Here is a 21,159-nt window from a genome sequence, read left to right on the forward strand (position 1 = left end):
GCGCGGTTGATGCCGTCGATCAGCGAGTGGCGGCAGCCGTACTTGTTGTCGAACTTCGACTTGGTGACCGCGTCGTTGACGTTGATCGCCGGGAACAGCAGGGTGCCCTCGCGCTGCATCTCGTACAGGCGGTGCACGCCGGTCGTGGTCTCCTCGGTCACGCCACGGATCTCCGAGGACAGCTGGGTCCACTTCTGGGGGTTCTCGCCCAGGGTGCGGGTCAGCAGCTCGAGGATGACGCGGTGCTCGTCGGACTCGGCGGTGTCGGGCGAAGGAACCTTGCCGTCCTTCTCGTACTCGACGCCCTTGTGGACGAGGAGGGTGGCGTCGCCGCCGTCGTCCAGGATCATGTTCGGGCCGCCGGTGGGGCTGTCCGGCCAGGTCAGGGCCTGCTCGGTGCACCACCAGTACTCCTGGAGCGTCTCGCCCTTCCAGGCGAAGACGGGGACGCCCTGGGGGTTGTCCACGGTGCCGTTCGGGCCGACGGCGATGGCCGCGGCGGCGTGGTCCTGGGTGGAGAAGATGTTGCAGGAGGCCCAGCGGACCTCGGCGCCGAGGGCGACCAGGGTCTCGATGAGCACGGCGGTCTGCACGGTCATGTGCAGGGAGCCGGTGACGCGGGCGCCCGCCAGGGGCTGCGCCTCGGCGTACTCCTTGCGGATCGCCATCAGGCCGGGCATCTCGTGCTCGGCGAGGGTGATCTCCTTGCGGCCGAAGTCGGCCAGGGAGAGGTCGGCGACCTTGAAGTCCTGTCGGTTCTCGACAGTCGTCATTGCGAGCTGCTCCTCGGGTTGGGTCGAGGGTGGGTACGGCTGGTCTGCGCGGCGGCGGACACAGGGGTGCCCGAAAGAGGACACAGGCATGCCCGCGTGCGCGCAGCGCAGTCCGTCGGAGGCCCTCTCTCCCTCGGCCGGTCCGCGGTGGGACCGCCCGACCGCCATCAGCAGCGACGTCTGGCTCCGTCCCAAGCTACACCGGGGGCGGGTGCGATCCCCAGTCCGCCCGCGAACACATCGAGCCGATCATGTGAGGGAGCCGGGGGCGATCGGGGCCTTCCGCATCGGGCGGCGAAAGGCCGTGGGCCGGCCGGGTGCCGGGGGCGCGGGCCGTGGAACGCCGCGGGGCCCGCCGGGTGTCCGGCGGGCCCCGCGGGTCGGAGGCGGTGTCGTCAGTGGTCGGTGGCGTGGGGGGCCGGGCCGCCGGGGCTGGCCTCGGGGTCGGGGCCCTTGGCCGCCTCGGTCTCGCTGTAGATGTCCGGTTCGAGGTAGATGACGCGGGCGATCGGGACGGCCTCGCGGATGCGGGCCTCGGCGGCGTCGATGGCGTGGGCGATCTCGGTGGCCGTGTCGTCGTGCCGGACGGCGATCTTCGCGGCGACGAGGAGTTCCTCGGGGCCGAGGTGCAGGGTGCGCATGTGGATGATGCGGGTGACGACGTCGCCGTCGACGACGGCGGCCTCGATCTTGCGGGTCTCCTCGGCGCCGGCGGACTCGCCGAGCAGCAGCGACTTGGTCTCGGCGGCGAGCACGAGGGCGATCAGGACGAGCAGGATGCCGATGCAGAGGGTGCCGATGCCGTCCCAGACGCTGTCGCCGGTGAGCAGGGCGAGGCCGACGCCGCCGAGGGCCAGGACGAGACCGACGAGGGCACCGAGGTCCTCCAGCAGGACGACCGGGAGCTCGGGAGCCTTGGCGTGGCGGACGAAGTCCTTCCAGGACCGGCCGCCGCGCAGGCTGTTGGACTCCTTGATGGCGGTGCGGAAGGAGAAGCCCTCGGCGATGATGGCGAAGACCAGGACGCCGACCGGCCAGTACCAGTGCGTCAGTTCGTGCGGGTGCTTGATCTTCTCGTAGCCCTCGTAGAGGGCGAACATGCCGCCGAGCGAGAAGAGGACGATGGAGACGAGGAAGGCGTAGATGTAGCGCTCGCGGCCGTAGCCGAAGGGGTGTTGCGGGGTCGCCTCCCGCTTGGCCTTCTTGCCGCCGACGAGCAGCAGCGCCTGGTTGCCGGAGTCGGCGACCGAGTGCACGGACTCGGCGAGCATCGACGACGAGCCGCTGAAGAGGAACGCCACGAACTTCGCTACCGCGATCGCGAGGTTGGCGGCCAGTGCCGCCACGATCGCCTTGGTGCCGCCTGACGCGCTCATTGGTTCGCGTTGTCCCTTCGTACGCCGTTCCAGGGCCGGGGCGCCGCCGTGATGCGACGCCCGTGGCTTTGCCCGTGCTTGACGGTGGGCCATTGTTGCAGCCCGCCGCAGCCGCGGTGGTTCAGGTCACCGGCATGGGGGGCTTCGAAACGGTCAGACGACGACGGTGGCCCGGAAGAGCGTTCCGGATCCGGACACTTCGGCCTTTTCGCCGGCCGGGACGAAGACGGAGCGGCCCGGGGCCAGTTCGTGCTCGCCCGCGCGGACGGCGCCGGCGGTGCACAGCAGGATCTGCGGGGTCGCCCGTGTGAGGTCGCGGGTGCCGCCCGCTTCGGCGAGGACGTAGCGCGAGAGGCGGAACTCGTCGATGGGCGTCTCGTAGACCTCTTCGCCGTCCGGGGCGGCCTCGGGGCGCAGCACCCCCGGGTCGGCGGCGTGGAAGCGGACGATGCGCAGGAGTTCGGGCACGTCGACGTGCTTGGGGGTCAGGCCGCAGCGCAGCACGTTGTCCGAGTTGGCCATGATCTCGACGCCGAGTCCGTCGAGGTAGGCGTGCGGGACGCCGGCGCCGAGGTAGAGGGCCTCGCCGGGCTGGAGCCGGACGTGGTTGAGCAGCATCGCGGCGATGACGCCGGGGTCACCGGGGTAGTGGTGGGCGATGTCGGCGTACGGGGTGTAGGCGCCGCCGAGGCGGGTGCAGGCGGCTGCGGCCTCCTCGACGGTGCGGGTCATCTCCTCGCGGTCGGCGGTGAGGATCGCCGTGAGGACCTCGCGCAGGGCGGCGTCCTCGGGGTGGGCGTGCAGCAGGTCGACGTAGGGCTTGAGGGAGTCGACGCCGAGGCCGTCGAGGAGGGCGGCGGCCTCCAGGGGGGCGCGGAAGCCGCACAGGCCGTCGAACTCGGTGAGGGCGCAGATGAGTTCGGGCTTGTGGTTGGCGTCCTTGTAGTTGCGGTGCGGGGCGTCGGCGGGGATGCCGCGGCGCTCCTCGTCGGCGTAGCCCTCCCTGGCCTGGGCCAGGTCGGGGTGGACCTGGAGGGAGAGGGGGGCGCCGGCGGCGAGGAGCTTCAGCAGGAACGGCAGGCGGGGGCCGAACCGGGCGACGGCGGCGGCGCCGAGTTCCTCCTCGGGGTCGGCGTCGATGACCTCGGCGAGGGTGCCCCGTGCGGTGCGCGAGGGGGCGCCCGGGTGGGCGCCCATCCACATCTCCGCCTGCGGTTCGCCGGTCGGTTCGGTGCCGAGCAGCTGCGGGATGGCCGTCGGGGAGCCCCAGGCGTAGGGGCGGACGGTGTTGTCGAGGCGGTCCATGGCGTTCTCTCTGCGTGTACGGGCGTGCGGGCGCGAGGGACGTCCCCGGCGTCAGGGCGTCCCGGGCAAGATCAGGCCCTCGAGGCGAGCGCCAGGTAAACCGCGGCGAAATCCGTCATGGCGATCAGTTCCGCGAGGGTCTCCAGTTCGCCGCCCGGCTCGGGTTCGAGTTCGCTGATCGGCGTGTCGTGGCTGAGGGCGAGTTCCCGGGCGCCGGGGGCCGCGGTGAGGCCGCCGATGGGGCGGTCGCGCAGGAGCACCACGCGCGCGTGCAGGGCGGGCGGTTCCTCGACGCGGTCGCGGAAGAAGTCGTCCGGGTCGGCGCTGGCGGCGAGCGGGCCGGCCAGCAGCGCGCTGTGGGCGGCGAGGGCCTCGGGGAGCTCGGCGACCATGGCGGGGGCGCCGGACAGCTCGGCGAGGGCCGCGGCGAAGCGGCGGCCGGCGGGACCGGCCGAGACGCCCTCGGTCCACACCAGGGGCAGCGCGTCGGCGAGTTCGGTGGCCAGGGTCTTGGCGGGGTTGCTGTAGGTGGCGATGGCGGGGCCGCAGCGTTCGGCGACGCGGTCGAGGCGGTCGGCGACCTTGGCGAGGGCGTCCGGCGGGGCTTCGAGCAGGCCGGTGCGGTCCAGCAGCGCGAGGAGCGGGGTGAGCAGGGCCCACAGCACGCCGGGGGCGGACGCGGCGAGCGGCTCGTCCTGGTCGTAGGGCGCAGTCGCCATGGGGACGAACAGGCCGTGCGAGCCGTTGACGGCGTCGGCGAGCGGGGAGCCGGCCGGTGCCACGGCGACGACGGTGCAGCCGCGGCGGTAGGCCTGCTCGGCCAGCAGGGACAGGCCCGGTTCGGAGCCGTCCGGTGTGGTGATGAGCAGCAGGTCCACCGAGCCGGTCCAGCCGGGCAGTTCCCAGCGCAGGGCGCCCGCGGCGGGGGCGACGCCCGTGGGGGCCAGCCGGGTGACGGGGCTGCCGGCGGCGGCGAGGGTGCCGAGGAGGTCGGCCGCGTGGGTGGCGGCGGCGCCCGGCCCGGCGATCAGGACCGCGCGGGGGCGGCCGTCGGGCTTGAGGTCGTTGATGCCGGCCTCGGCGGAGTGGCGGGCCGCCGTGCGCACCCGCGCGCCGGCTTCGGCCGCGCCGCGGAGCAGTCCGCGGCGGTCCGCCTCGGCGAGGGCGTCCGGGTTGTCGAGCAGCGATTCGTCGAGCATGGGGCGGCAGCCTCCGATCGCCGGGGTCTGTGGGATGTCGTCCTACGTCGATGCCCGCCGTGCCGGGACGTCATGTGCTCCGCGGACCGCGAAGGTGCGCCCCGTGGGCGTCAGGCGGGGCGGCGGGCCTCGTCGACGAGGAGGACGGGGATGCCGTCGCGGACGGGGTAGGCCAGGCCGCAGCTGTCGTCGGTGCAGACCAGCTCGCTGTCCTGCTCCCGGAGCGGGGCGTGGCAGGCCGGGCAGGCGAGGATGTCGAGGAGGCCGGATTCGAGGGGCATGGAGGTTCCTTCGCGGTGCGGGCGCATGGGTCGTGCCTGGTCAGATTACCGCCGCGGGGGGCGGGGCCTCAGCCCCTGATGATCCCCAGCACCTCGTCCCGCACCCGGGCCATCGTCTGCGGGTCCCTCGCCTCGGCGTTCAGCCGGAGGAGCGGTTCGGTGTTGGAGGGGCGGACGTTGAACCACCAGTCGGCGGCGGAGACCGTCAGGCCGTCGAGCTCGTCCAGGGTGACGCCCTCGCGGGTCGCGTACGCGGAGCGGACGGCGGCGAGGCTGGCCCGCTGGTCGGCGACGGTGGAGTTGATCTCGCCCGAGCCGGTGTAGCGGTCGTACTCGGCCACCAGGGACGACAGCGGGGCGCCCTGGCCGCCGAGGGCCGCCAGGACGTGCAGGGCCGCCAGCATGCCCGTGTCGGCGTTCCAGAAGTCGCGGAAGTAGTAGTGGGCGGAGTGCTCGCCGCCGAAGAGGGCACCGGTGCGGGCCATCTCGGCCTTGATGAAGGAGTGGCCCACGCGGGTGCGGACGGGGGTGCCGCCGTGCTCGGCGACGACCTCGGGGACGGACCAGGACGTGATCAGGTTGTGGATGACGATGCCCTGGCCGCCGTTGCGGGCCAGTTCGCGGGAGGCGACCAGGGCGGTGATCGCCGACGGGGAGACGGGCTCGCCGCGCTCGTCGACGACGAAGCAGCGGTCGGCGTCGCCGTCGAAGGCCAGGCCCAGGTCGGCGCCCTCCTCGCGGACGCGCTTCTGCAGGTCGACGAGGTTGGCCGGGTCGAGGGGGTTGGCCTCGTGGTTGGGGAAGGTGCCGTCGAGCTCGAAGTACAGGGGCACCAGCGTCAGGGGCAGGCCGGCGAGGACCTCGGGGACCGTGTGCCCGCCCATGCCGTTGCCGGCGTCGACGACGACCTTCAGGGGGCGGATCGCGCCGAGGTCGACGAGGGAGCGCAGATGGGCCGCGTAGTCGGACAGCGTGTCGCGGGCGCTGATGGTGCCCGTCCGGGCGGCGGCCTGCGGGGCCCCGGTCCCGCTCCAGCGCTCGACCAGTTCCCGGATGTCGGCCAGGCCGGTGTCCTGGCCGACGGGGGCGGCGCCCGCGCGGCACATCTTGATGCCGTTGTACTGCGCGGGGTTGTGCGAGGCGGTGAACATGGCGCCGGGCAGGTCCAGCGCGCCCGAGGCGTAGTACAGCTGGTCGGTCGAGCACAGGCCGATCTCCGTCACGTCGGCGCCCTGCGCCGCGGCCCCGCGGGCGAAGGCCCGTGACAGGCCGGGTGAGGAGGGCCGCATGTCGTGCCCGGTCGTGATGGCGCTCGCCCCGGTGACCTGGACGAAGGCCGCTCCGAAGAGCTCGGCCAGGGACTCGTCCCACTGGTCGGGGACGACCCCGCGTACGTCGTACGCCTTGACGACCTGCGACAGATCAGCAGCCACGCCCCGCCTCTTCCTGGAAAGTCCACTCGGGCGGTCCAACCTACCCGCACCGCCGGGTGGGCCTTGAGCCGGACACCGCCGGGCGGGACGCGGACGACCGGCAGGGGTGGGGTCGCGAGCAGGGGCGGAGCCGCGGCCAGGGCGGAGAGGCCGAGCGAGTCGCCGACGGGCGCCGGTTCCTGGACGTACACGGACGCCTCACCGGTGTCCGCCGAGCGAAAGCGTTTTCTCGCCGCTTAAGGACGGACTGGTCACGTCCGCGCCGGGGGCGCGTCGACGGGTGGGTGTGCGGAGAGACCGGGAGCGGTGCGGTGCGGCGCGGTCAGTTGTCGGGCGAACGCAGGACCCGCAGGTGGCCGCGCCGGGCAACCTCCATCGGGTCGGCCGCGCGCCCCCCGCCGCCGGCTCCGGCCGCCCGCTCCTGGGGGCGGGCCGCCTCGCGCACGGCGTTGGCAAGCGCTTCGAGGTCGTCACCGCTGGGACGGGCCGGCGCCGAGCCGTCGAGGAGCCGGACGACCTCCCAGCCGCGCGGGGCGGTGAGGCGCTCGGAGTGCTCGGCGCACAGGTCGTAGCAGTGGGGTTCGGCGTAGGTGGCGAGCGGGCCGAGGACCGCGGTCGAGTCGGCGTAGACGTACGTCAGCGTCGCGACGGCGGGACGGCCGCAGGCGGTGCGCGAACAGCGACGTACAGGGCTCACGACGTTGGACGGTACCGCACTCTTGAGCGGGCCGCGACGACTCTCCACCAGGTCACTCCACCGTGTCGTGGCGTGAAACGCCCCACACACCCCTTCGAGTGCACCTTACCGACTGCTCGGGCCCTCCCGCACCCGGCCTAGGGCAGCTCCACGAGCGGTCAAAAGTCAGCATAAAGAGGTCAATTGCCGCGAAGGTCTCGGTCTCATCGAGAGGCGGGAGCGAACCCGAGCTTGGCTTGAACGGTCATGTGACGACATGCCGCGCGGGGCGGCCGGAACCCGCCCCGGCGAGCCCCGCGGTGCCGGGCACGCGAGCCCCGCGGGGACTATCCTTCACCAGTGATGGACAAGCCCGTAGCCCCCCGCACCGCCGCCCCCGGGCCCCGCCGCCGTGATCGGCACGGCCGGGGCATGCGCGGTCCGATCGCACCCCCGCAGGTGCCGCTCGCCGCGAGTCGCGCGGAGGCGTTCGCGGATTTGGTGCAGGACTCCGTGGAGCGCCTGGAGCGGCGGTGGCCGCAGCTCGCCGACATCGATTTCCTGGTCCTGGAGGTGCCCCGGCTCGACGGGCCCGGCCAGGCCTGGCACGACGAGGCGGTTCCGCTCGGCGGGACGGTCGGCGCGCGCGAGGGGCGCCCCGCACGCGTGGTGATCTACCGGCGGCCGGTGGAGATCCGCACCAAGGGGCGGGACGAGCGGGCGGCGCTGGTGCACGAGGTCGTCGTCGAGCAGGTCGCCGAGCTGCTGGGACTCACACCGGAGACCGTGGACCCGCGCTACGGCGAGGACCAGGGCTGACCCCGCCGCCGGCCGGCCGGACCGTCAGGGCGGGCCGGGCCGGCAGACCGATCCGGCCGGTGCGGCCTAGTCCAGCAGCACCGACAGGTCCTGCTCCGCCCGCGGTACCGCGACCGTGCCCCGGTCGTCCGGCAGGACCTGCACGGTGAAGGCCGGGACGCCGTCCCGCGCGGCCGACAGGGTGCGGGCGCCGTGGACCGGCCCGCCGGAGACCGGCTCGACGGTCAGCGCGTAGGTGCCCTTCAGGCCGCCGGGGACCGGGGGCTCGATGTCCTGGGTGGTGCCCGCCTTGATCGTGTACGTCTTGGACACCGGGGTGCCGCCCTCGCTGCCCGCGGAGGCCGTGACCTCGACGGTGGCGGCGCGGCCGGGAGCGGTCAGGGACAGGGTGCTGCCCTTGGCGCCGTTGGCCGGGGCCGTCGCGCGCGTGCCGACGGGGCGGGTGGCCGGGATGAACGCGGTCTCCTTCCGGTCCCCCTTGCCGCGCACGACACGCAGGGCCGCGACGACCGGCACCGACTGCTGGGTCGGCGTCAGCACCAGGGAGCCCGGCTCGCCGCGGGTGACGTCGCCCAGGTCCACGGCGGCGGTCATCCCGCCCTTGACGTGCACCGTCTCGTGCCCGGCCGGGGTGATCAGCCCGGACGGGGAGGCGAGACGCACCTTCAGGTCCGCGTCGGCGTCGCCGGGGGCGAACGCGATCAGGCGCACCTCGGTGGCGTCCTTGGGGATGCCGGGCAGGACCAGGCTGCCGGACGGGTCGGCGGACGCGGCCAGCCAGTCGCCGCCGATCTTGTCGTCCAGCGCCTGCACCGCGGCCCCGACGCGGCCGCTGCGGACGTTGACGTGCACGGTCAGGTCGGTCTGGTCCGCGTCCGCGAGGGTGGACAGCAGGACCGGTTCGCTGGAGTGCGCCGGGACGGTGATGCCCTCGCCCACCTCGGACTTCAGCAGGCCGTCCTTGCCGTAGAGCTCGATGTCGACCACGGCCGCGGAGTCGTCCGGGTTGGTCAGGTGCACGTAGTCGGTGCGCTCGGGGGATGTGGCGGCGCCGGGGAACCAGAAGTCCGTGTCCGGCGCGGTGCAGGTCACGCCCTGCAGTCCCCGGCCCGTGCCGGCCGCGACCTCCGTCGTCTCCTGGAGGGTCCAGCCGGGGGCGAAACGGCCGTCGGCGGTGCCGACCAGGGCGGGTGCGTCCGAGCCGGACGTCTCGCCGGTGACGGGCCTGCCCGGCTCCTTGGGGGTCAGCACGGGCTCGCCGGCCGCGTCCCCATCCGAAGTGCCGCCGGTCTTCTCGCCGTCCTCGCCGTCCTTGCCGTCCTTGCCGTCCTTGCCGTCCTCGCCCTTCCCGTCGTCCGCGGCCCCCGCGCCGGCCGACTTCGCGGCGGCCGCCCGGAGTTCGGCCTTGCCGCCGCTTCCGGCGCCCTTCGTGACGGGGGTGAAGGACGCGTAGGTGGTCTCGGCGATGTCGGACGTGCTCGGCGCGGGGCACAGCAGGCTCGTGCGCTCCACGGGCCGTTGGGCGGCGGGCTGGGCGGCGGTCTCCGTGCCCGTGGCGTCCGGGGCGGACAGCGCGGCGAAGCCGGTGACGGCGGCGAGCGCGGTCGCGCCGGCGATCAGGGACAGGGTCGTGCGGTTCACTGCTGGCTCCCGTCGGGACGCTCACTGCCCGTGCCGTGGGGGTGGTGGTGCTGCTGCTGCGCCGGGTCGTACGGCGTGCCGTAGTCCTGCGGGTACGAGGGGTCGTAGCCGGTCCGGTCGTACGGGGTGTGGCCGTACGGGGCCTGGTCGTGACCCGCATGGGGGGTGCCGTCGTAGGCGTACGGGTCGTACTGACCGGCCTGGTACGGGTCGGGCTGGTACTGCTGCCCGTACGGGTCCGCCGGGTACGCGGCGTCGTGGTACCGGCCGTCGTCGTGGCCGCCGTACTCGTGGCCGCCGTACTCGTGGTCCGCGTAGGCCGCCGTGTCCCACTGGCCGTCCTGCTGCGGGGGCACGGCGGCGGGGGTCTGCGGGGGCGGGAAGTCGTCGGGTGCGGGGGCCTGTTCGGCCTCGGCCTCGGCCTGGGCGCGCAGCCGGCGGGCGCGGCGGCCCTCCCCGGCGGCGGCCTGGGCCGGGACGACGGGCTCTTCGGGCAGGTCGTCGTCGATGTCGCGCCGGCGGCCGGGCAGGGCGAGCACCACGAGGACGAGGGCCAGCAGTCCCTGGGCCCACAACCAGGCGGTGTGGCCGATCGGGTCGTCGTGGGTGACGTCCAGCCTGCCGCCGGAGGCGGGGAGTTCGAAGCCCTGGGCCCAGCCGTCGACGGTGGTGGGCTTCAGGGGCTTGCCGTCGAGCGTGGCGGTCCAGCCGTCGGAGGCGGTGTCGGCCAGGCGCAGCAGGCGCCCGCCGGCCCCCGCCGGGATCGTCGTGTGGATGTCGACCGGTCCCGCGGCGACGGGCTTCGGGGTGCCGGAGCCGGTGGGGGCGACGATCACGGCCCGGGCGACCGACCGCTTGACGTGCCACAGCGCGCCGCCCTCCTGCCGGCTGAGCCGGGCCAGGCCGGGCGTGGCGTCCAGGACGCGGGTGACCTCGCGGGGCGCGCCCTGGTGGACCAGCACGTAGCCGATGGCGAAGTCGCCGAGCTGGCCGGCCTGGTCGGCTCCGGAGCCGGCGACGAGATGGGCGACGACCTTGTCGAGCGTGGCGTTGTCCCCCTGGGAGGCGGCGATCTCGGCGTCGCCGAGACGCGCACCGGAGCCGCGGACGAGTGTGTAGCGGACGTGGGCGGTGGAGTCGCTGTCGAGGACGAGGGTGCGGGCCTGGTCGCCGTTCGTGCCGCTCTCGTCGGCGACGAAGGCCGGGACCTGGACGGGGTCGCGCCGCTCCAGGGGCCCGTCGGCACCGCCGATCATCCAGCCCGCGGCGATGAGCAGCGGGCCGGCGGCGGAGGCGAAGGCGATCAGGACGGCGACCGGCTGGCGCCAGCCGAAGCTCTGCTCGGCCACGCGCGAGCGTGCCCCGTCGGCGCCGAGCGCGGCGGCCGAAAGCAGGGCGATGCCGTGGACGAGGGTCGCGGGGCCGGCCCAGGCCGTGCCGTTGGCGAGGACGGCGAAAACGAAGCCGGTCAGGGCGACCACCCAGGCCGTGCGGATGCCCAACTGGCGCTCCGCGCGCAGCAGGGCGGCCAGTGCCGCGAGGACGATGCCGAGGAGCATCAGGCCGCTGACCGTGCCGGGGCCGCCCGGGCTCGCGCCGAGCAGGTCCGTGGCGGAGGCGGCCGACGCTCCGAAGTCCAGCCCGGCCTCCCGGAAGAAGCCGAACGGCAGCAGCGTCAGCGACCAGGGGGCGAGGACGAGCAGGGGGGTGCCGAGCTGGGCGAGGAAGCGCAGCCCGTAGGCCAGGACGTCGGAGCGGCGCAGGACCAGCAGTGCCAGACCGAGGACCAGCGCGACGGGCCAGACGACCGGGGTGAAGGCCGTGGCGATCGTCAGCAGCAGCGCATAGGCCCAGGTGGCCCGCCAGCTGCCGCGTGTGCCGCCGCTGTGCGCCAGGCCGCCGGCCGCGACGGCCGCGCGGGCGATCAGCGGCAGCAGCACGGCGAGGACGGCGGTGCCGATGCGGCCGCCGGCGAGGGCGCCGGTGGCGGCGGGCAGGAAGGCGTAGACGACGGCCGCCCAGGCGCGCAGCAGCCGGGACTGGACCAGCGGGCGGGAGGCGAAGTAGGCGGTGACACCGGCCAGGGGCACCGAGCAGACGAGCAGGAGCGTGACGGCGAGGCCGGTCGACCCGAACAGCAGGGAGGCGAGCAGTGCCACCAGCGCGAGGTACGGCGGCGCGGAGGAGGTGCCTCCGGCGCCGACCGGGTGCCAGGCGTCCAGGTAGCGCGCCCACAGCTCGGAGGAGTCGGCCGGGGCGGGCAGCAGCGCGCCGCCCGCGAGGGCGCCGCCGCCGAGGAGCTGGCGGCACGCGACCAGGGAGACGAGCAGCAGCACCAGGAACAGCACCGGGCCGGGCTTGCGCGCGACGCGCTTGAGCCGGGCGAACTGCTCGACCTCAAGGAAGTCGGCGTCGTCACCGCCGGGGCCGGACTCGACGGCCCCGCCGTGCCGTCCGGCCCCGGCGGTGACCTCCGGGTCGGAGCGGCCGACGAGGTCGCCGGCGACCTGCTCGACGGTGGCCCGGACGGTCGCGCCCGGCGGCGGGAACAGCGGCCGCAGCTCGTCCTTGTCGACCTGGGGCGCACCCCGGTCGCGGCGCCCGGCGAGGATCCGCTCGGGCCGCAGCAGGGTGCCCAGCAGACCGCGGATCTCGTCGACGGCCTGTCCGGGGACCTTGCCGACGAGGTAGGCGACGGTCCGCACCAGGGTGCCCAGCACGATCCGCAGCAGCACCCAGGGGAGCGCGGCCGTACGCGAGTTGACCAGGAGGGTGTAGACGGCGCCGGCCTTGTCGACCTTGTGCGGGGAGGCCGCCGTGCGGCCGACGCAGTCGACGGTGCGGCGTTCGCGGGAGGCCGCCTCGGCGTGCCGGACGACCGCCTCGGGGGCGATGAGGACGCGGTAACCGGCGCTGTGGGCGCGCCAGCACAGGTCGACGTCGTCGCGCATGAGGGGCAGGTGGCGGTCGAAGCCGCCGAGCTGCTCGAACACGTCCCGGCGGACCAGCATGCCGGCGGTGGAGACGGACAGCACGGGCCGGACGTGGTCGTGCTGGCCCTGGTCCTGCTCGCGGCGGTCCAGGCCGGTCCAGCGGCGGCCGGAGTCGGCGATGGAGACGCCGACCTCGAGCAACTGCCGCCGGTCGTACCAGCCGCGCAGCTTGGGGCCGACGACGGCGACGTCCTCGCGGCCCAGTTCGTACTCGGTGTCCACGACCCGCAGGAGCTGGGCCAGGGCGTCCGGTTCCGGGGCGCAGTCGTCGTGCAGCAGCCACAGCCACTGGACCGGCTCGCCGTGCGGCAGCTCGGGCAGGTCGTAGGCGTCGTCGCGCCAGGAGCGGGTGACCGGGTCCCAGCCGCTGGGCCGCTTCAGGTACGGCAGTTCGTCCGGGGTGAGGACGGGGGCGGTGCGGTCGCACTCCTCGACGGCCTGGCCGAAGCCGGTGCGGCGGGCCAGGTGCAGCACCCGGTCGGCGCCGAGGGCGTCGGTGACCAGCTCGGCGGAGGCGTCGGCGCTGCCGGTGTCGGCGCCCATCGCGTACTGCACGGGGCGCTCCTGGCCGAGCAGCCCGGCCAGGGCGTCGGGCAGCCAGCGGGCACCGTCATGGGAGACGAGGACCGCGGTGACCACGTGGCGCGGGAACTCGGGTGTGTGGGCCGGGTCGAACGCGGCTGAGGCAGCGGTGTCGTGAGGAGCTGCCGGGTGGCTGTGCACGGACATCGAGGTACGGGCCCCGGTTCGCTGGACTGTGGTGGACGCCCACGACCGGTGGGGGCTGCGGGGCGTCTCGGACGAGCGACCACACTATCGGCAGTCCTGCGGGGGCGGCGCGCAAGCGCCTCGTTGAGGGGTGGTGGTCGGGAGACGGGCGGGCAAGGCGGCCCGCCGCCTGTGGACAACCCACGGGCAACGGGCCGTTCGGAAAACGGGGCGGGTCAGACGGCCGCCTTCTTCAGCCGGCGGCGCTCACGCTCGGACAGGCCGCCCCAGATGCCGAAGCGTTCGTCGTTGGCGAGGGCGTACTCGAGGCATTCGGAGCGGACCTCACAGGCGAGGCAGACCTTCTTGGCCTCCCGGGTCGAGCCGCCCTTCTCGGGGAAGAAGGACTCGGGGTCGGTCTGGGCGCACAGTGCGCGCTCCTGCCAGCCGAGTTCCTCGTCCGCGTCGTCGACCAGCAGTTGCTGCACCGTCTCGGTCATGTGCGCCCCTCGTCTGTCTTCTCGCGTCCCCGTGATCTAGCCGTTACCGATTCCGGCTGAACGACACGAGTGAAATTACAAGTGTGCTGCTCCGGGCGAGTCAAGCTGAGATCTGCTATTGGGCCCCTGATTCACTCTGCGGAACCAAGCCCTTGCGGTAAGTGTTCAAATCACCATAAAACCTGACACACCGACAGGACCCCGGAGGGCCCTGTCGTCCGCCGGACCCCTCGCAGATCTCTACGGGGAAGGACGCCCAGTCGTTCGACCTCGTTCCGACGCACGCCCCGAAGCGAACGGGATCACATTCGGATCACGAGTACGCAACGGAGTTTGTGCGCCCGGATGGACGCCATGTGTCCCGGGTGGGGCATGGACAAACCTTTCATCTGAGAGATCGACCGGATGAGGTGAACCTCATCCCACATACCGGGTGCCGAGTTGACAGTGGGGGTGTGAACCGGTGTCCTAGTGGGCATGCTCGCGAACTTGGCATCCACCTCGACCCGCACCGCCGGGTCCCACGGTGCTGCCCGCGTTCGCTGTAGCTGTTGCTGTCGCGGCTGTTGAGCCCAACGCGCTCCGGCTGCCGCCGGGTCACCCACGACCCGGCCGCTGTTCCCTCCGCTCCCACCAGGGCACTCCTGTCGCCGCCCGCGATCCGGGCACAGGCGGCGCGACCCCCCACCGACCTCCACTCCCGCCGAGGAACCACCGCACCCCATGAACAGCGACAGCGACCTCCAGATCGCCGGCGACATCCTCGAAGTCCAGCACCTCCTGCAGGCCCCGCGCGAGCACCCGGCGACCGTCGCCGAGTTCGCCGGACTGGCCCGCTCCCTCGCCGCCGACCCCTCCCAGTGGGAGCACCTCGTCCGCTACGACGCGACCAGCCGCTGGTACCACCGCCTGCGCACCGGCCCCGGCTACGAGGTGTGGCTGCTGTCCTGGGTGCCCGGGCAGGGCAGCGGGCTGCACGACCACGGCCGCTCCTCCGGTGTGCTGACCGTGCTGCGGGGGGCGCTGACGGAGCGCACGGAACGGGGCACGCGCGCCTTGCGGGCGGGCGCCCAGCGCGTGTTCGCGCCCGGGTACGTGCACGAGGTGGTGAACGACGCGCTGGAGCCCGCCGTGAGCCTGCACGTGTACCACCCGGGGCTGACGGAGATGCCGATGCACACCGCGCCGCACTGCGAGGCCCGGAGCGTACCGGGCGGCGTCACCGCCTGACGGGGGCGGCCGCCGAGGGCCGGGGGGTGCCCGGTGGCCATGGCCGGCGGACCGCTGCCGCGGTCGCCTGCGAGACTTGCCCCATGCGCATTGTGGTTCTGGCAGGCGGCATCGGTGGTGCCCGGTTCCTGCGCGGTCTGAAGCGGGCCGTGCCCGACGCGGACATCACGGTCATCGGCAACACCGGGGACGACATCCACCTCTTCGGGCTGAAGGTCTGCCCCGACCTGGACACGGTGATGTACACGCTCGGCGGCGGCATCAACGAGGAGCAGGGCTGGGGGCGCGCCGACGAGACCTTCCACCTCAAGGAGGAACTCGGGGCGTACGGCGTCGGGCCCGACTGGTTCGGCCTGGGCGACCGGGACTTCGCCACGCACATCGTGCGGACGCAGATGCTGGGCGCCGGTTACCCGCTGAGCGCGGTGACCGAGGCGCTGTGCGACCGGTGGCGGCCGGGCGTGAAGCTGATCCCCATGTCGGACGACCGCGTCGAGACGCACGTGGCCGTCGAGATCGACGGCGAGCGCAAGGCGATCCACTTCCAGGAGTACTGGGTGCGGCTGCGCGCCTCCGTGGCCGCCGAGGCGGTCGTGCCGGTGGGCGCCGACCAGGCCAAGCCCGCGCCGGGCGTGCTGGAGGCCATCGCCTCGGCGGACGTGATCCTCTTCCCGCCGTCCAACCCCGTCGTCTCCATCGGCACGATCCTCGCCGTGCCCGGCATCCGCGAGGCCATCGCCGACGCGGGGGTGCCGGTGGTCGGCCTCTCCCCCATCGTCGGCGACGCGCCGGTGCGGGGCATGGCCGACAAGGTGCTCGCTGCCGTGGGCGTCGAGTCGACGGCGACGGCCGTCGCCGAGCACTACGGCTCGGGCCTGCTGGACGGCTGGCTCGTCGACACGGTGGACGCGGGAGCGGTGGAGGCGGTCGAGGCGGCCGGGATCCGCTGCCGGGCCGTGCCGCTGATGATGACCGACGCGGACGCCACCGCCCGTATGGCCCGGGAGGCACTGGACCTGGCGGAGGAGGTGCGCGGCGCGTGAGCGGCGGGGAGCGGGGCGCCGCCGGGTACCGCGTGTGGGCCCCGGCCGGGCTGCCCGAGGTGACGCCCGGGGACGATCTGGCCAAGCTGATCGCGGCCGCCGAGCCGGGGCTGGCCGACGGTGACGTGCTGCTCGTCACTTCGAAGATCGTGTCCAAGGCCGAGGGCCGGATCGTCCGGGCGGACGACCGGGAGGCCGCGATCGACGCCGAGACCGTCCGGGTGGTCGCCCGGCGCGGCGCCCTGCGCATCGTGGAGAACCGGCAGGGCCTGGTCATGGCCGCCGCCGGGGTCGATGCCTCCAACACCCCCGCCGGCACGGTGCTGTTGCTGCCCGAGGACCCGGACGCCTCCGCCCGGGCGATCCGCGACGGGCTGCGGGACGCGCTCGGGGTGGACGTCGGCGTCGTCGTCACCGACACGTTCGGGCGGCCCTGGCGGGCCGGGCTCACCGACGTCGCCATCGGCGCGGCGGGCGTGCGCGTCCTGGACGACCTGCGCGGCGGCACGGACGCGCACGGCAACCCGCTCAGCGCCACCGTCGTCGCCACGGCCGACGAACTCGCCGCCGCGGGCGACCTGGTCAAGGGCAAGGCGGCGGGCCGGCCCGTCGCCGTGGTGCGCGGGCTGTCCCACGTCGTGGCCGACGGCGACGGGCAGGGGGCACGGGCCATGGTCCGCGGCGCCCGGGACGACATGTTCCGCCTGGGCACCTCCGAGGCGGTCCGGCTGGCCGTGACGCTGCGCCGCACGGTGCGGGCGTTCACCGACGAGCCCGTGGACCCCGCCGCCGTACGGCGGGCCGTGGCCGCGGCCGTGACGGCGCCCGCCCCGCACCACACCACGCCGTGGCGGTTCGTGCTGCTGGAGTCGCAGGAGTCGCGGACCCGGCTGCTGGACGCCATGCGGGACGCCTGGATCGCCGACCTGCGGCGGGACGGGAAGACGGAGGAGTCCATCGCCCGGCGCGTCCGGCGCGGCGACGTCCTGCGCAACGCGCCCTGCCTCGTCGTGCCCTGCCTCGTCATGGACGGCTCGCACCACTACGGCGACGCCCGCCGGGACGGCGCCGAGCGCGAGATGTTCGTGGTCGCCGCCGGGGCGGGTGTGCAGAACTTCCTGGTCGCGCTCGCCGGTGAGCGGCTGGGCTCGGCGTGGGTGTCCTCGACGATGTTCTGCCGCGACGTGGTGCGCGAGACCCTGGACCTGCCGGGCGACTGGGACCCGATGGGGGCGGTGGCGGTCGGGCATCCGGCGGGGGAACCGCCCGAGCGGCCCGAGCGGGACGCGGAGGCGTTCATCCAGGTGCGGTGATCAGGGCCGGGAGGGGCCTACCCTCGTAGAGCCCCCCGGCACCGGCACTCGCACCCAGGGACTTCACCGATGGCAGGACGATTCGCCCCCCGGCCCACCCGCACATCCGTGCGCGGTGGCCATGTCGCCGTGGGCGGGGGCGTGCCGCGGCAGGCCGCGGGGCCGGGGCGGGTACGGGACTGGGTGCCCGACGGGCCGCTCGACCTGGGGCTGGTGCTCGGGCCGCTGCGGCGCGGGCCCGGGGACCCGACGTTCCGCGCGACGCCGGACGGCTCGGTGTGGCGCGCCACTCTCACCCCGGCCGGACCCGGCACGCTGCGGGTGTGCGCCCACGGCGGCGGGGTGCGCGGGCAGGCCTGGGGACCCGGGGCCGAGTGGCTGCTGGAGCGGATGCCGGAGCTGCTCGGGGCCGCGGACGAACCGTCGGCCTTCGTGCCGCGGCACCGGCTGCTGGCGACGGCACGGCACCGGCGGCCCGGGCTGCGGCTGACGCGCAGCGGGCTGGTGCTGGAGTCGCTGATCCCGTCGATCCTGGAGCAGAAGGTCACCACGGACGAGGCGTACCGGGCGTGGCGGCTGCTGGTCCGCGGCTACGGCGAGCCCGCGCCCGGCCCCGCGCCGGAGCGCATGTACGTGATGCCGGCGCCCCGCACCTGGGCGCTGATCCCGTCGTGGGAGTGGCACCGCGCGGGCGTCGACAACAAGCGGGCGTCGACGATCCTGCGCGCCGTGCGGGTCGCCGCGCGGCTGGAGCAGACGGTGGGGATGGAGCCCGCCGCCGCCCGGGCACGGCTGGAGCTGGTGTCGGGGATCGGGCCGTGGACCTCGGCCGAGACGGTGCAGCGCAGCCACGGGGCGGCGGACGAGGTGACCGTCGGCGACCTGCACCTGCCCGGCATCGTGGGCTGGGCGCTGGCCGGGGACCGGGACGCCGACGACGCGGTGATGCTGGAGCTGCTCGCACCGTACGCGGGCCAGCGGCACCGGGCGGCCCGGCTGATCCTGCTGAGCGGACGGGTCCCGGCGCGCCGGGCGCCGAAGATGCCCCGGTGGGACATCGGGCGGTTGTGAGGCGCGCCGGACGGGGCGGCCGGGCCGCCCCGTCGCACGAGCGGCCTACTGGTCCGAGGAGAAGCGCACCGCGCCCGCCGGGATGCGGGCGTCGCACCATATGCGGGCGCCTTCGAGCAGCTCGTTGTCGGCGCCGATCACCGCGCCGTCGCCGATGACCGTGCCGGTGAGGACCGAGCGCTCGCCCACGCGGGCCCGGGTGCCGATCAGCGAGTCGGTGACGACGGCTCCCGGCTCGATCACCGCGCCCGGCAGGATCGTGCTGCCGAAGACCCGCGCGCCCTCCGCGACGAACGCGCCCTCGCCCACCACCGTGCCGCCGGACAGCTTCGCGTCGGAGGCGACGTGGGCCGTCGGCAGCACCAGGCGGTCGCCGCAGCGGCCCGGGACGGCGGGCGACGGGGCCCGGCCCAGGACCAGGTCGGCGGAGCCGCGCACGAAGGCGGCCGGCGTGCCCAGGTCGAGCCAGTAGGTGGAGTCGACCATGCCCTGGAGGTGGGCGCCCGCCGCCAGCAGGTCGGGGAAGGTCTCCCGCTCCACCGACACCGGCCGGCCCTGCGGGATCGTGTCGATGACCGAGCGGCGGAAGACGTAGGCCCCCGCGTTGATCTGGTCGGTGACGATCTCCTCCGGCGTCTGCGGCTTCTCCAGGAACGCCAGCACCCTGCCCGTGTCGTCCGTGGGGACCAGGCCGTAGGCGCGCGGGTCGGTGACCTTGGTGAGGTGCAGGGAGATGTCCGCGCCCGAGGTCGCGTGGGTGTCGACCAGGGCGCGGATGTCGAGGCCGGTGAGGATGTCGCCGTTGAAGATCAGGACCGGGTCGTCGGGGCCGGAGTGCAGCCGGGAGGCGACGTTGCGGATGGCTCCGCCGGTGCCGAGCGGCTCCTCCTCCGTGACGTACTCCAGGTGCAGGCCGAGCGCGGAGCCGTCGCCGAAGTAGGGCTCGAAGACCTCGGCCAGGTAGGACGTGGCGAGGACGATGTGCTCGACGCCCGCCGCTCTCGCTCTGGCCAGCTGGTGCGTGAGGAAGGGCACCCCGGCCGCCGGGACCATGGGTTTGGGCGTGTGCACCGTGAGCGGGCGCAACCGGGTGCCCTTGCCGCCGACCAGGAGGATCGCTTCTGTCACGTGTCGTCTCTGCTTCCTGCCGGGACCGGCCGAACTGTCTTTCGGCCGGTCAGTGTATGCAGACCGTTCCGTGGCGCCTTCGCTGGCCGTGCGGCGTTCCGCCTCCCCGCCCCGCATGCCCCCCGGCGGCGGTGGGAACGTGTGGCTCAGCGGCCCTGGTAGTGGGCCGCCTTGGAGCGGGCCGAGCCGAGCTTCGCGTAGAGCTTCCCGCCGGGGCACTCCGTCTTGAAGCCGTCCCGGTGCCCCGAGATCACGTTGAGTCGCACCTTCTTGCCCTTGCTGTAGAGGTTGCTGCCGGCCGACTTCAGCGTGGTCTTCTTCTTCGGGTTCATCCCGTGCAGGCCGAGCTTCCAGGCGCTGAGCCGGGCGACGGCCTTGACCGCGGCCTTCGACGGCTTCTTCGAGCCGTACGTCCCGAGGACGGCGATCCCCATGCTGTTGCTGTTGAAACCGAGGGTGTGCGCGCCGAGGACCGGCCTGGCCACGCCTCCGGCCCGGCCCTCGTAGATCTTTCCGCACTTGTCGACGACGAAGTTGTAGCCGATGTCCCGCCAGCCCATGCTCCTGACGTGGTAGCGGTAGATACCGCGGATGAGTGAGGGGACCTGCGAGCAGTTGTAGCCGTTGCCGCTGGCGGTGTGGTGCACGAAGGCCGCCTTGACCTTCTTCGTGTACTTGAAGCCCGACTCCCGCAGCCCTTCGTCCGCGCCCCAGCCGCGCCGCGTGACGATGGCCGGGCGGGGGCCGATGTACGGCTTCGCCCGCGGGGCGGTGGCCACCCCCTCGGCGGCGAGCGCGAGCAGCTCCTGCTCGGTCTCGGCGCGGTCGAGGGCCGCGATCTGGGCGGCGCCCGGGGCGGCGAGGCCGGCGTTGGCGGCGGCGGCCTCGGCGGCGGCGGTGCTCTCGGCGGCGGAGCCCGCGGTGCGGGGTCCGTCGACGGACCGGTCCTCGTCGCCCGGGTCGACGAGTTCGAGACGGAGTCCGGCCGGGAGCGGGGGCGCGGCGGCGGCCGCCCCGCGGGCGTCGGTGCCCTGCCCGGTGGCGTCCTGCACCGGCTCGGAGCGGACCCGCAGCTCCACTCCGTCGGAGTCGCCCACCCACAGCGGTGCCGTGGCGCCGCGCACCCGGCCCGAGGCGCCCTCGGCGGTGTCCCGGTCGGCCGCGTGCTCGGTGTTGTGCGTCTCCAGGGCCTGCCAGTCGGACCAGGCGCCGGTCGCGGCGGTGCGGGTGCGGACCTGGACGCGGCCGTGCAGTTCGGCCGCGGGGTCGTCCCAGACGACCCCCACGAGGGAGAAGTGGCGTACGGAACGGCGGGGCACCACCTGCTCGGTGGCGGGGGCGGAGGGGGTGGCGCGGTCGCGGGCGGAGGGTTCCAGGGGGAGGGACTGGGTGCTGCCGGGGACGGCGGGCGCGGCCGCGCGAGGGGCCGGTGCGCCGGGGGCGCCCGCGTCGGCCGCGGGTCTCGCCGCCGCGGCGGCGGGCGGGGTGAGGGGAAGGGCCAGAGCGGCCGCACAGGTGACACCGATCGAGGAGGCAAGGAATCCACGCATGCCCCTGATCTTGGACATAGTCATACAAGTCTGTCCATCTGGGATGTGACGGGCTGTCGGCCCGGATTCCGCCGAACCGGTGGCGCATCCGGGGCGGGTCGGGAGGCCGTCCCTTGGGCG

At 74.3% G+C, this 21,159-nt stretch carries 17 protein-coding genes; 5 read left to right on the plus strand and 12 right to left on the minus strand.

What is annotated here, in order from left to right:
* The 7 genes from ACZ6ZN_RS25830 to ACZ6ZN_RS25860 form a co-directional block, all read right to left on the minus strand.
* The coding region (locus ACZ6ZN_RS25830) for an adenosylhomocysteinase (protein WP_469649871.1) at nt 1-773 on the minus strand (773 nt) is incomplete at its 3' end.
* A gap of 395 nt (nt 774-1,168) precedes the next feature.
* Nucleotides 1,169-2,149 carry a cation diffusion facilitator family transporter gene (locus tag ACZ6ZN_RS25835; protein ID WP_398112417.1) on the minus strand — a complete coding sequence of 327 codons (981 nt, stop codon included), beginning with the start codon at nt 2,147-2,149 and terminating at the stop codon, nt 1,169-1,171.
* A gap of 153 nt (nt 2,150-2,302) precedes the next feature.
* Nucleotides 2,303-3,454, minus strand: a complete 1,152-nt coding sequence (gene manA / locus ACZ6ZN_RS25840) for a mannose-6-phosphate isomerase, class I (RefSeq protein ID WP_469649874.1) — start codon at nt 3,452-3,454, stop codon at nt 2,303-2,305.
* A gap of 71 nt (nt 3,455-3,525) precedes the next feature.
* Complete coding sequence (locus ACZ6ZN_RS25845; protein WP_398112420.1) at nt 3,526-4,653, minus strand: SIS domain-containing protein; 1,128 nt, start codon at nt 4,651-4,653, stop codon at nt 3,526-3,528.
* 110 nt (nt 4,654-4,763) lie between these two features.
* On the minus strand, nt 4,764-4,934 hold the full coding sequence (locus ACZ6ZN_RS25850) for a Trm112 family protein (RefSeq protein ID WP_398112422.1): 171 nt from the start codon (nt 4,932-4,934) through the stop codon (nt 4,764-4,766).
* 68 nt (nt 4,935-5,002) lie between these two features.
* The gene (locus tag ACZ6ZN_RS25855) at nt 5,003-6,367 is read right to left on the minus strand and encodes a phosphomannomutase/phosphoglucomutase (protein ID WP_469649877.1); all 1,365 of its coding nucleotides are present in this window, start codon (nt 6,365-6,367) and stop codon (nt 5,003-5,005) included.
* 322 nt (nt 6,368-6,689) lie between these two features.
* A complete protein-coding gene (locus ACZ6ZN_RS25860) occupies nt 6,690-7,112 on the minus strand; it encodes a DUF3499 domain-containing protein (protein WP_010034669.1) in 423 nt (140 codons plus the stop codon).
* A gap of 294 nt (nt 7,113-7,406) precedes the next feature.
* Here ACZ6ZN_RS25860 and ACZ6ZN_RS25865 point away from each other — a divergent pair, with 294 nt between their 5' ends.
* Entirely contained in the window at nt 7,407-7,862 is a 456-nt protein-coding gene (locus ACZ6ZN_RS25865) for a metallopeptidase family protein (RefSeq protein WP_398112425.1), read from the plus strand.
* Between the two features lie 66 nt (nt 7,863-7,928).
* On the opposite strand, the gene ACZ6ZN_RS25870 is transcribed toward ACZ6ZN_RS25865, so the two are convergent.
* The 3 genes from ACZ6ZN_RS25870 to ACZ6ZN_RS25880 all read right to left on the minus strand — a co-directional run bounded on the left by ACZ6ZN_RS25870 (nt 7,929) and on the right by ACZ6ZN_RS25880 (nt 13,704).
* A complete protein-coding gene (locus tag ACZ6ZN_RS25870) occupies nt 7,929-9,503 on the minus strand; it encodes a DUF5719 family protein (protein ID WP_469649880.1) in 1,575 nt (524 codons plus the stop codon).
* Nucleotides 9,500-13,225, minus strand: coding sequence for a glycosyltransferase family 2 protein (locus tag ACZ6ZN_RS25875; RefSeq protein WP_469649882.1), 3,726 nt, complete (start codon nt 13,223-13,225; stop codon nt 9,500-9,502). Before ACZ6ZN_RS25875 ends, ACZ6ZN_RS25870 begins: the two co-directional genes overlap by 4 nt.
* A gap of 215 nt (nt 13,226-13,440) precedes the next feature.
* Nucleotides 13,441-13,704: a WhiB family transcriptional regulator gene (locus ACZ6ZN_RS25880; protein WP_010034659.1), complete on the minus strand. Its 264-nt coding sequence runs from the start codon at nt 13,702-13,704 to the stop codon at nt 13,441-13,443.
* 723 nt (nt 13,705-14,427) lie between these two features.
* Between ACZ6ZN_RS25880 and ACZ6ZN_RS25885 the strand changes: the two genes are divergently transcribed.
* From ACZ6ZN_RS25885 to ACZ6ZN_RS25900, 4 genes are all read left to right on the plus strand, one after another.
* Complete coding sequence (locus ACZ6ZN_RS25885) at nt 14,428-14,934, plus strand: cysteine dioxygenase (protein ID WP_467739859.1); 507 nt, start codon at nt 14,428-14,430, stop codon at nt 14,932-14,934.
* A gap of 83 nt (nt 14,935-15,017) precedes the next feature.
* Nucleotides 15,018-15,977 carry a 2-phospho-L-lactate transferase gene (gene cofD, locus ACZ6ZN_RS25890; RefSeq protein WP_398112432.1) on the plus strand — a complete coding sequence of 320 codons (960 nt, stop codon included), beginning with the start codon at nt 15,018-15,020 and terminating at the stop codon, nt 15,975-15,977.
* Nucleotides 15,974-17,290 carry a coenzyme F420-0:L-glutamate ligase gene (locus ACZ6ZN_RS25895; RefSeq protein WP_469649886.1) on the plus strand — a complete coding sequence of 439 codons (1,317 nt, stop codon included), beginning with the start codon at nt 15,974-15,976 and terminating at the stop codon, nt 17,288-17,290. Before cofD ends, ACZ6ZN_RS25895 begins: the two co-directional genes overlap by 4 nt.
* A gap of 69 nt (nt 17,291-17,359) precedes the next feature.
* Nucleotides 17,360-18,361 (plus strand): DNA-3-methyladenine glycosylase family protein, encoded by a 1,002-nt coding sequence (locus ACZ6ZN_RS25900; RefSeq protein ID WP_469649889.1) that lies wholly within the window; start codon nt 17,360-17,362, stop codon nt 18,359-18,361.
* A gap of 45 nt (nt 18,362-18,406) precedes the next feature.
* On the opposite strand, the gene manB is transcribed toward ACZ6ZN_RS25900, so the two are convergent.
* Both manB and ACZ6ZN_RS25910 read right to left on the minus strand, forming a co-directional pair.
* A complete protein-coding gene (gene manB, locus ACZ6ZN_RS25905) occupies nt 18,407-19,489 on the minus strand; it encodes a mannose-1-phosphate guanylyltransferase (protein WP_469649891.1) in 1,083 nt (360 codons plus the stop codon).
* A gap of 146 nt (nt 19,490-19,635) precedes the next feature.
* On the minus strand, nt 19,636-21,039 hold the full coding sequence (locus tag ACZ6ZN_RS25910; RefSeq protein WP_469649893.1) for a peptidoglycan recognition protein family protein: 1,404 nt from the start codon (nt 21,037-21,039) through the stop codon (nt 19,636-19,638).
* Nucleotides 21,040-21,159: the final 120 nt, after the last annotated feature.

The sequence above is a fragment of the Streptomyces sp. NPDC053665 genome, from assembly GCF_055585285.1.

Coding starts and splice junctions, on each gene's coding strand:
- ACZ6ZN_RS25885 (WP_467739859.1), top strand. CDS start 14,428: ATGAACAGCGACAGCGACCTCCAGATCGCCGGCGACATCCTCGAAGTC.
- ACZ6ZN_RS25880 (WP_010034659.1), bottom strand. CDS start 13,704: ATGACCGAGACGGTGCAGCAACTGCTGGTCGACGACGCGGACGAGGAA.
- ACZ6ZN_RS25850 (WP_398112422.1), bottom strand. CDS start 4,934: ATGCCCCTCGAATCCGGCCTCCTCGACATCCTCGCCTGCCCGGCCTGC.
- cofD (WP_398112432.1), top strand. CDS start 15,018: ATGCGCATTGTGGTTCTGGCAGGCGGCATCGGTGGTGCCCGGTTCCTG.
- ACZ6ZN_RS25900 (WP_469649889.1), top strand. CDS start 17,360: ATGGCAGGACGATTCGCCCCCCGGCCCACCCGCACATCCGTGCGCGGT.
- ACZ6ZN_RS25835 (WP_398112417.1), bottom strand. CDS start 2,149: ATGAGCGCGTCAGGCGGCACCAAGGCGATCGTGGCGGCACTGGCCGCC.
- ACZ6ZN_RS25865 (WP_398112425.1), top strand. CDS start 7,407: ATGGACAAGCCCGTAGCCCCCCGCACCGCCGCCCCCGGGCCCCGCCGC.
- ACZ6ZN_RS25875 (WP_469649882.1), bottom strand. CDS start 13,225: ATGTCCGTGCACAGCCACCCGGCAGCTCCTCACGACACCGCTGCCTCA.
- manA (WP_469649874.1), bottom strand. CDS start 3,454: ATGGACCGCCTCGACAACACCGTCCGCCCCTACGCCTGGGGCTCCCCG.
- ACZ6ZN_RS25845 (WP_398112420.1), bottom strand. CDS start 4,653: ATGCTCGACGAATCGCTGCTCGACAACCCGGACGCCCTCGCCGAGGCG.
- ACZ6ZN_RS25910 (WP_469649893.1), bottom strand. CDS start 21,039: ATGCGTGGATTCCTTGCCTCCTCGATCGGTGTCACCTGTGCGGCCGCT.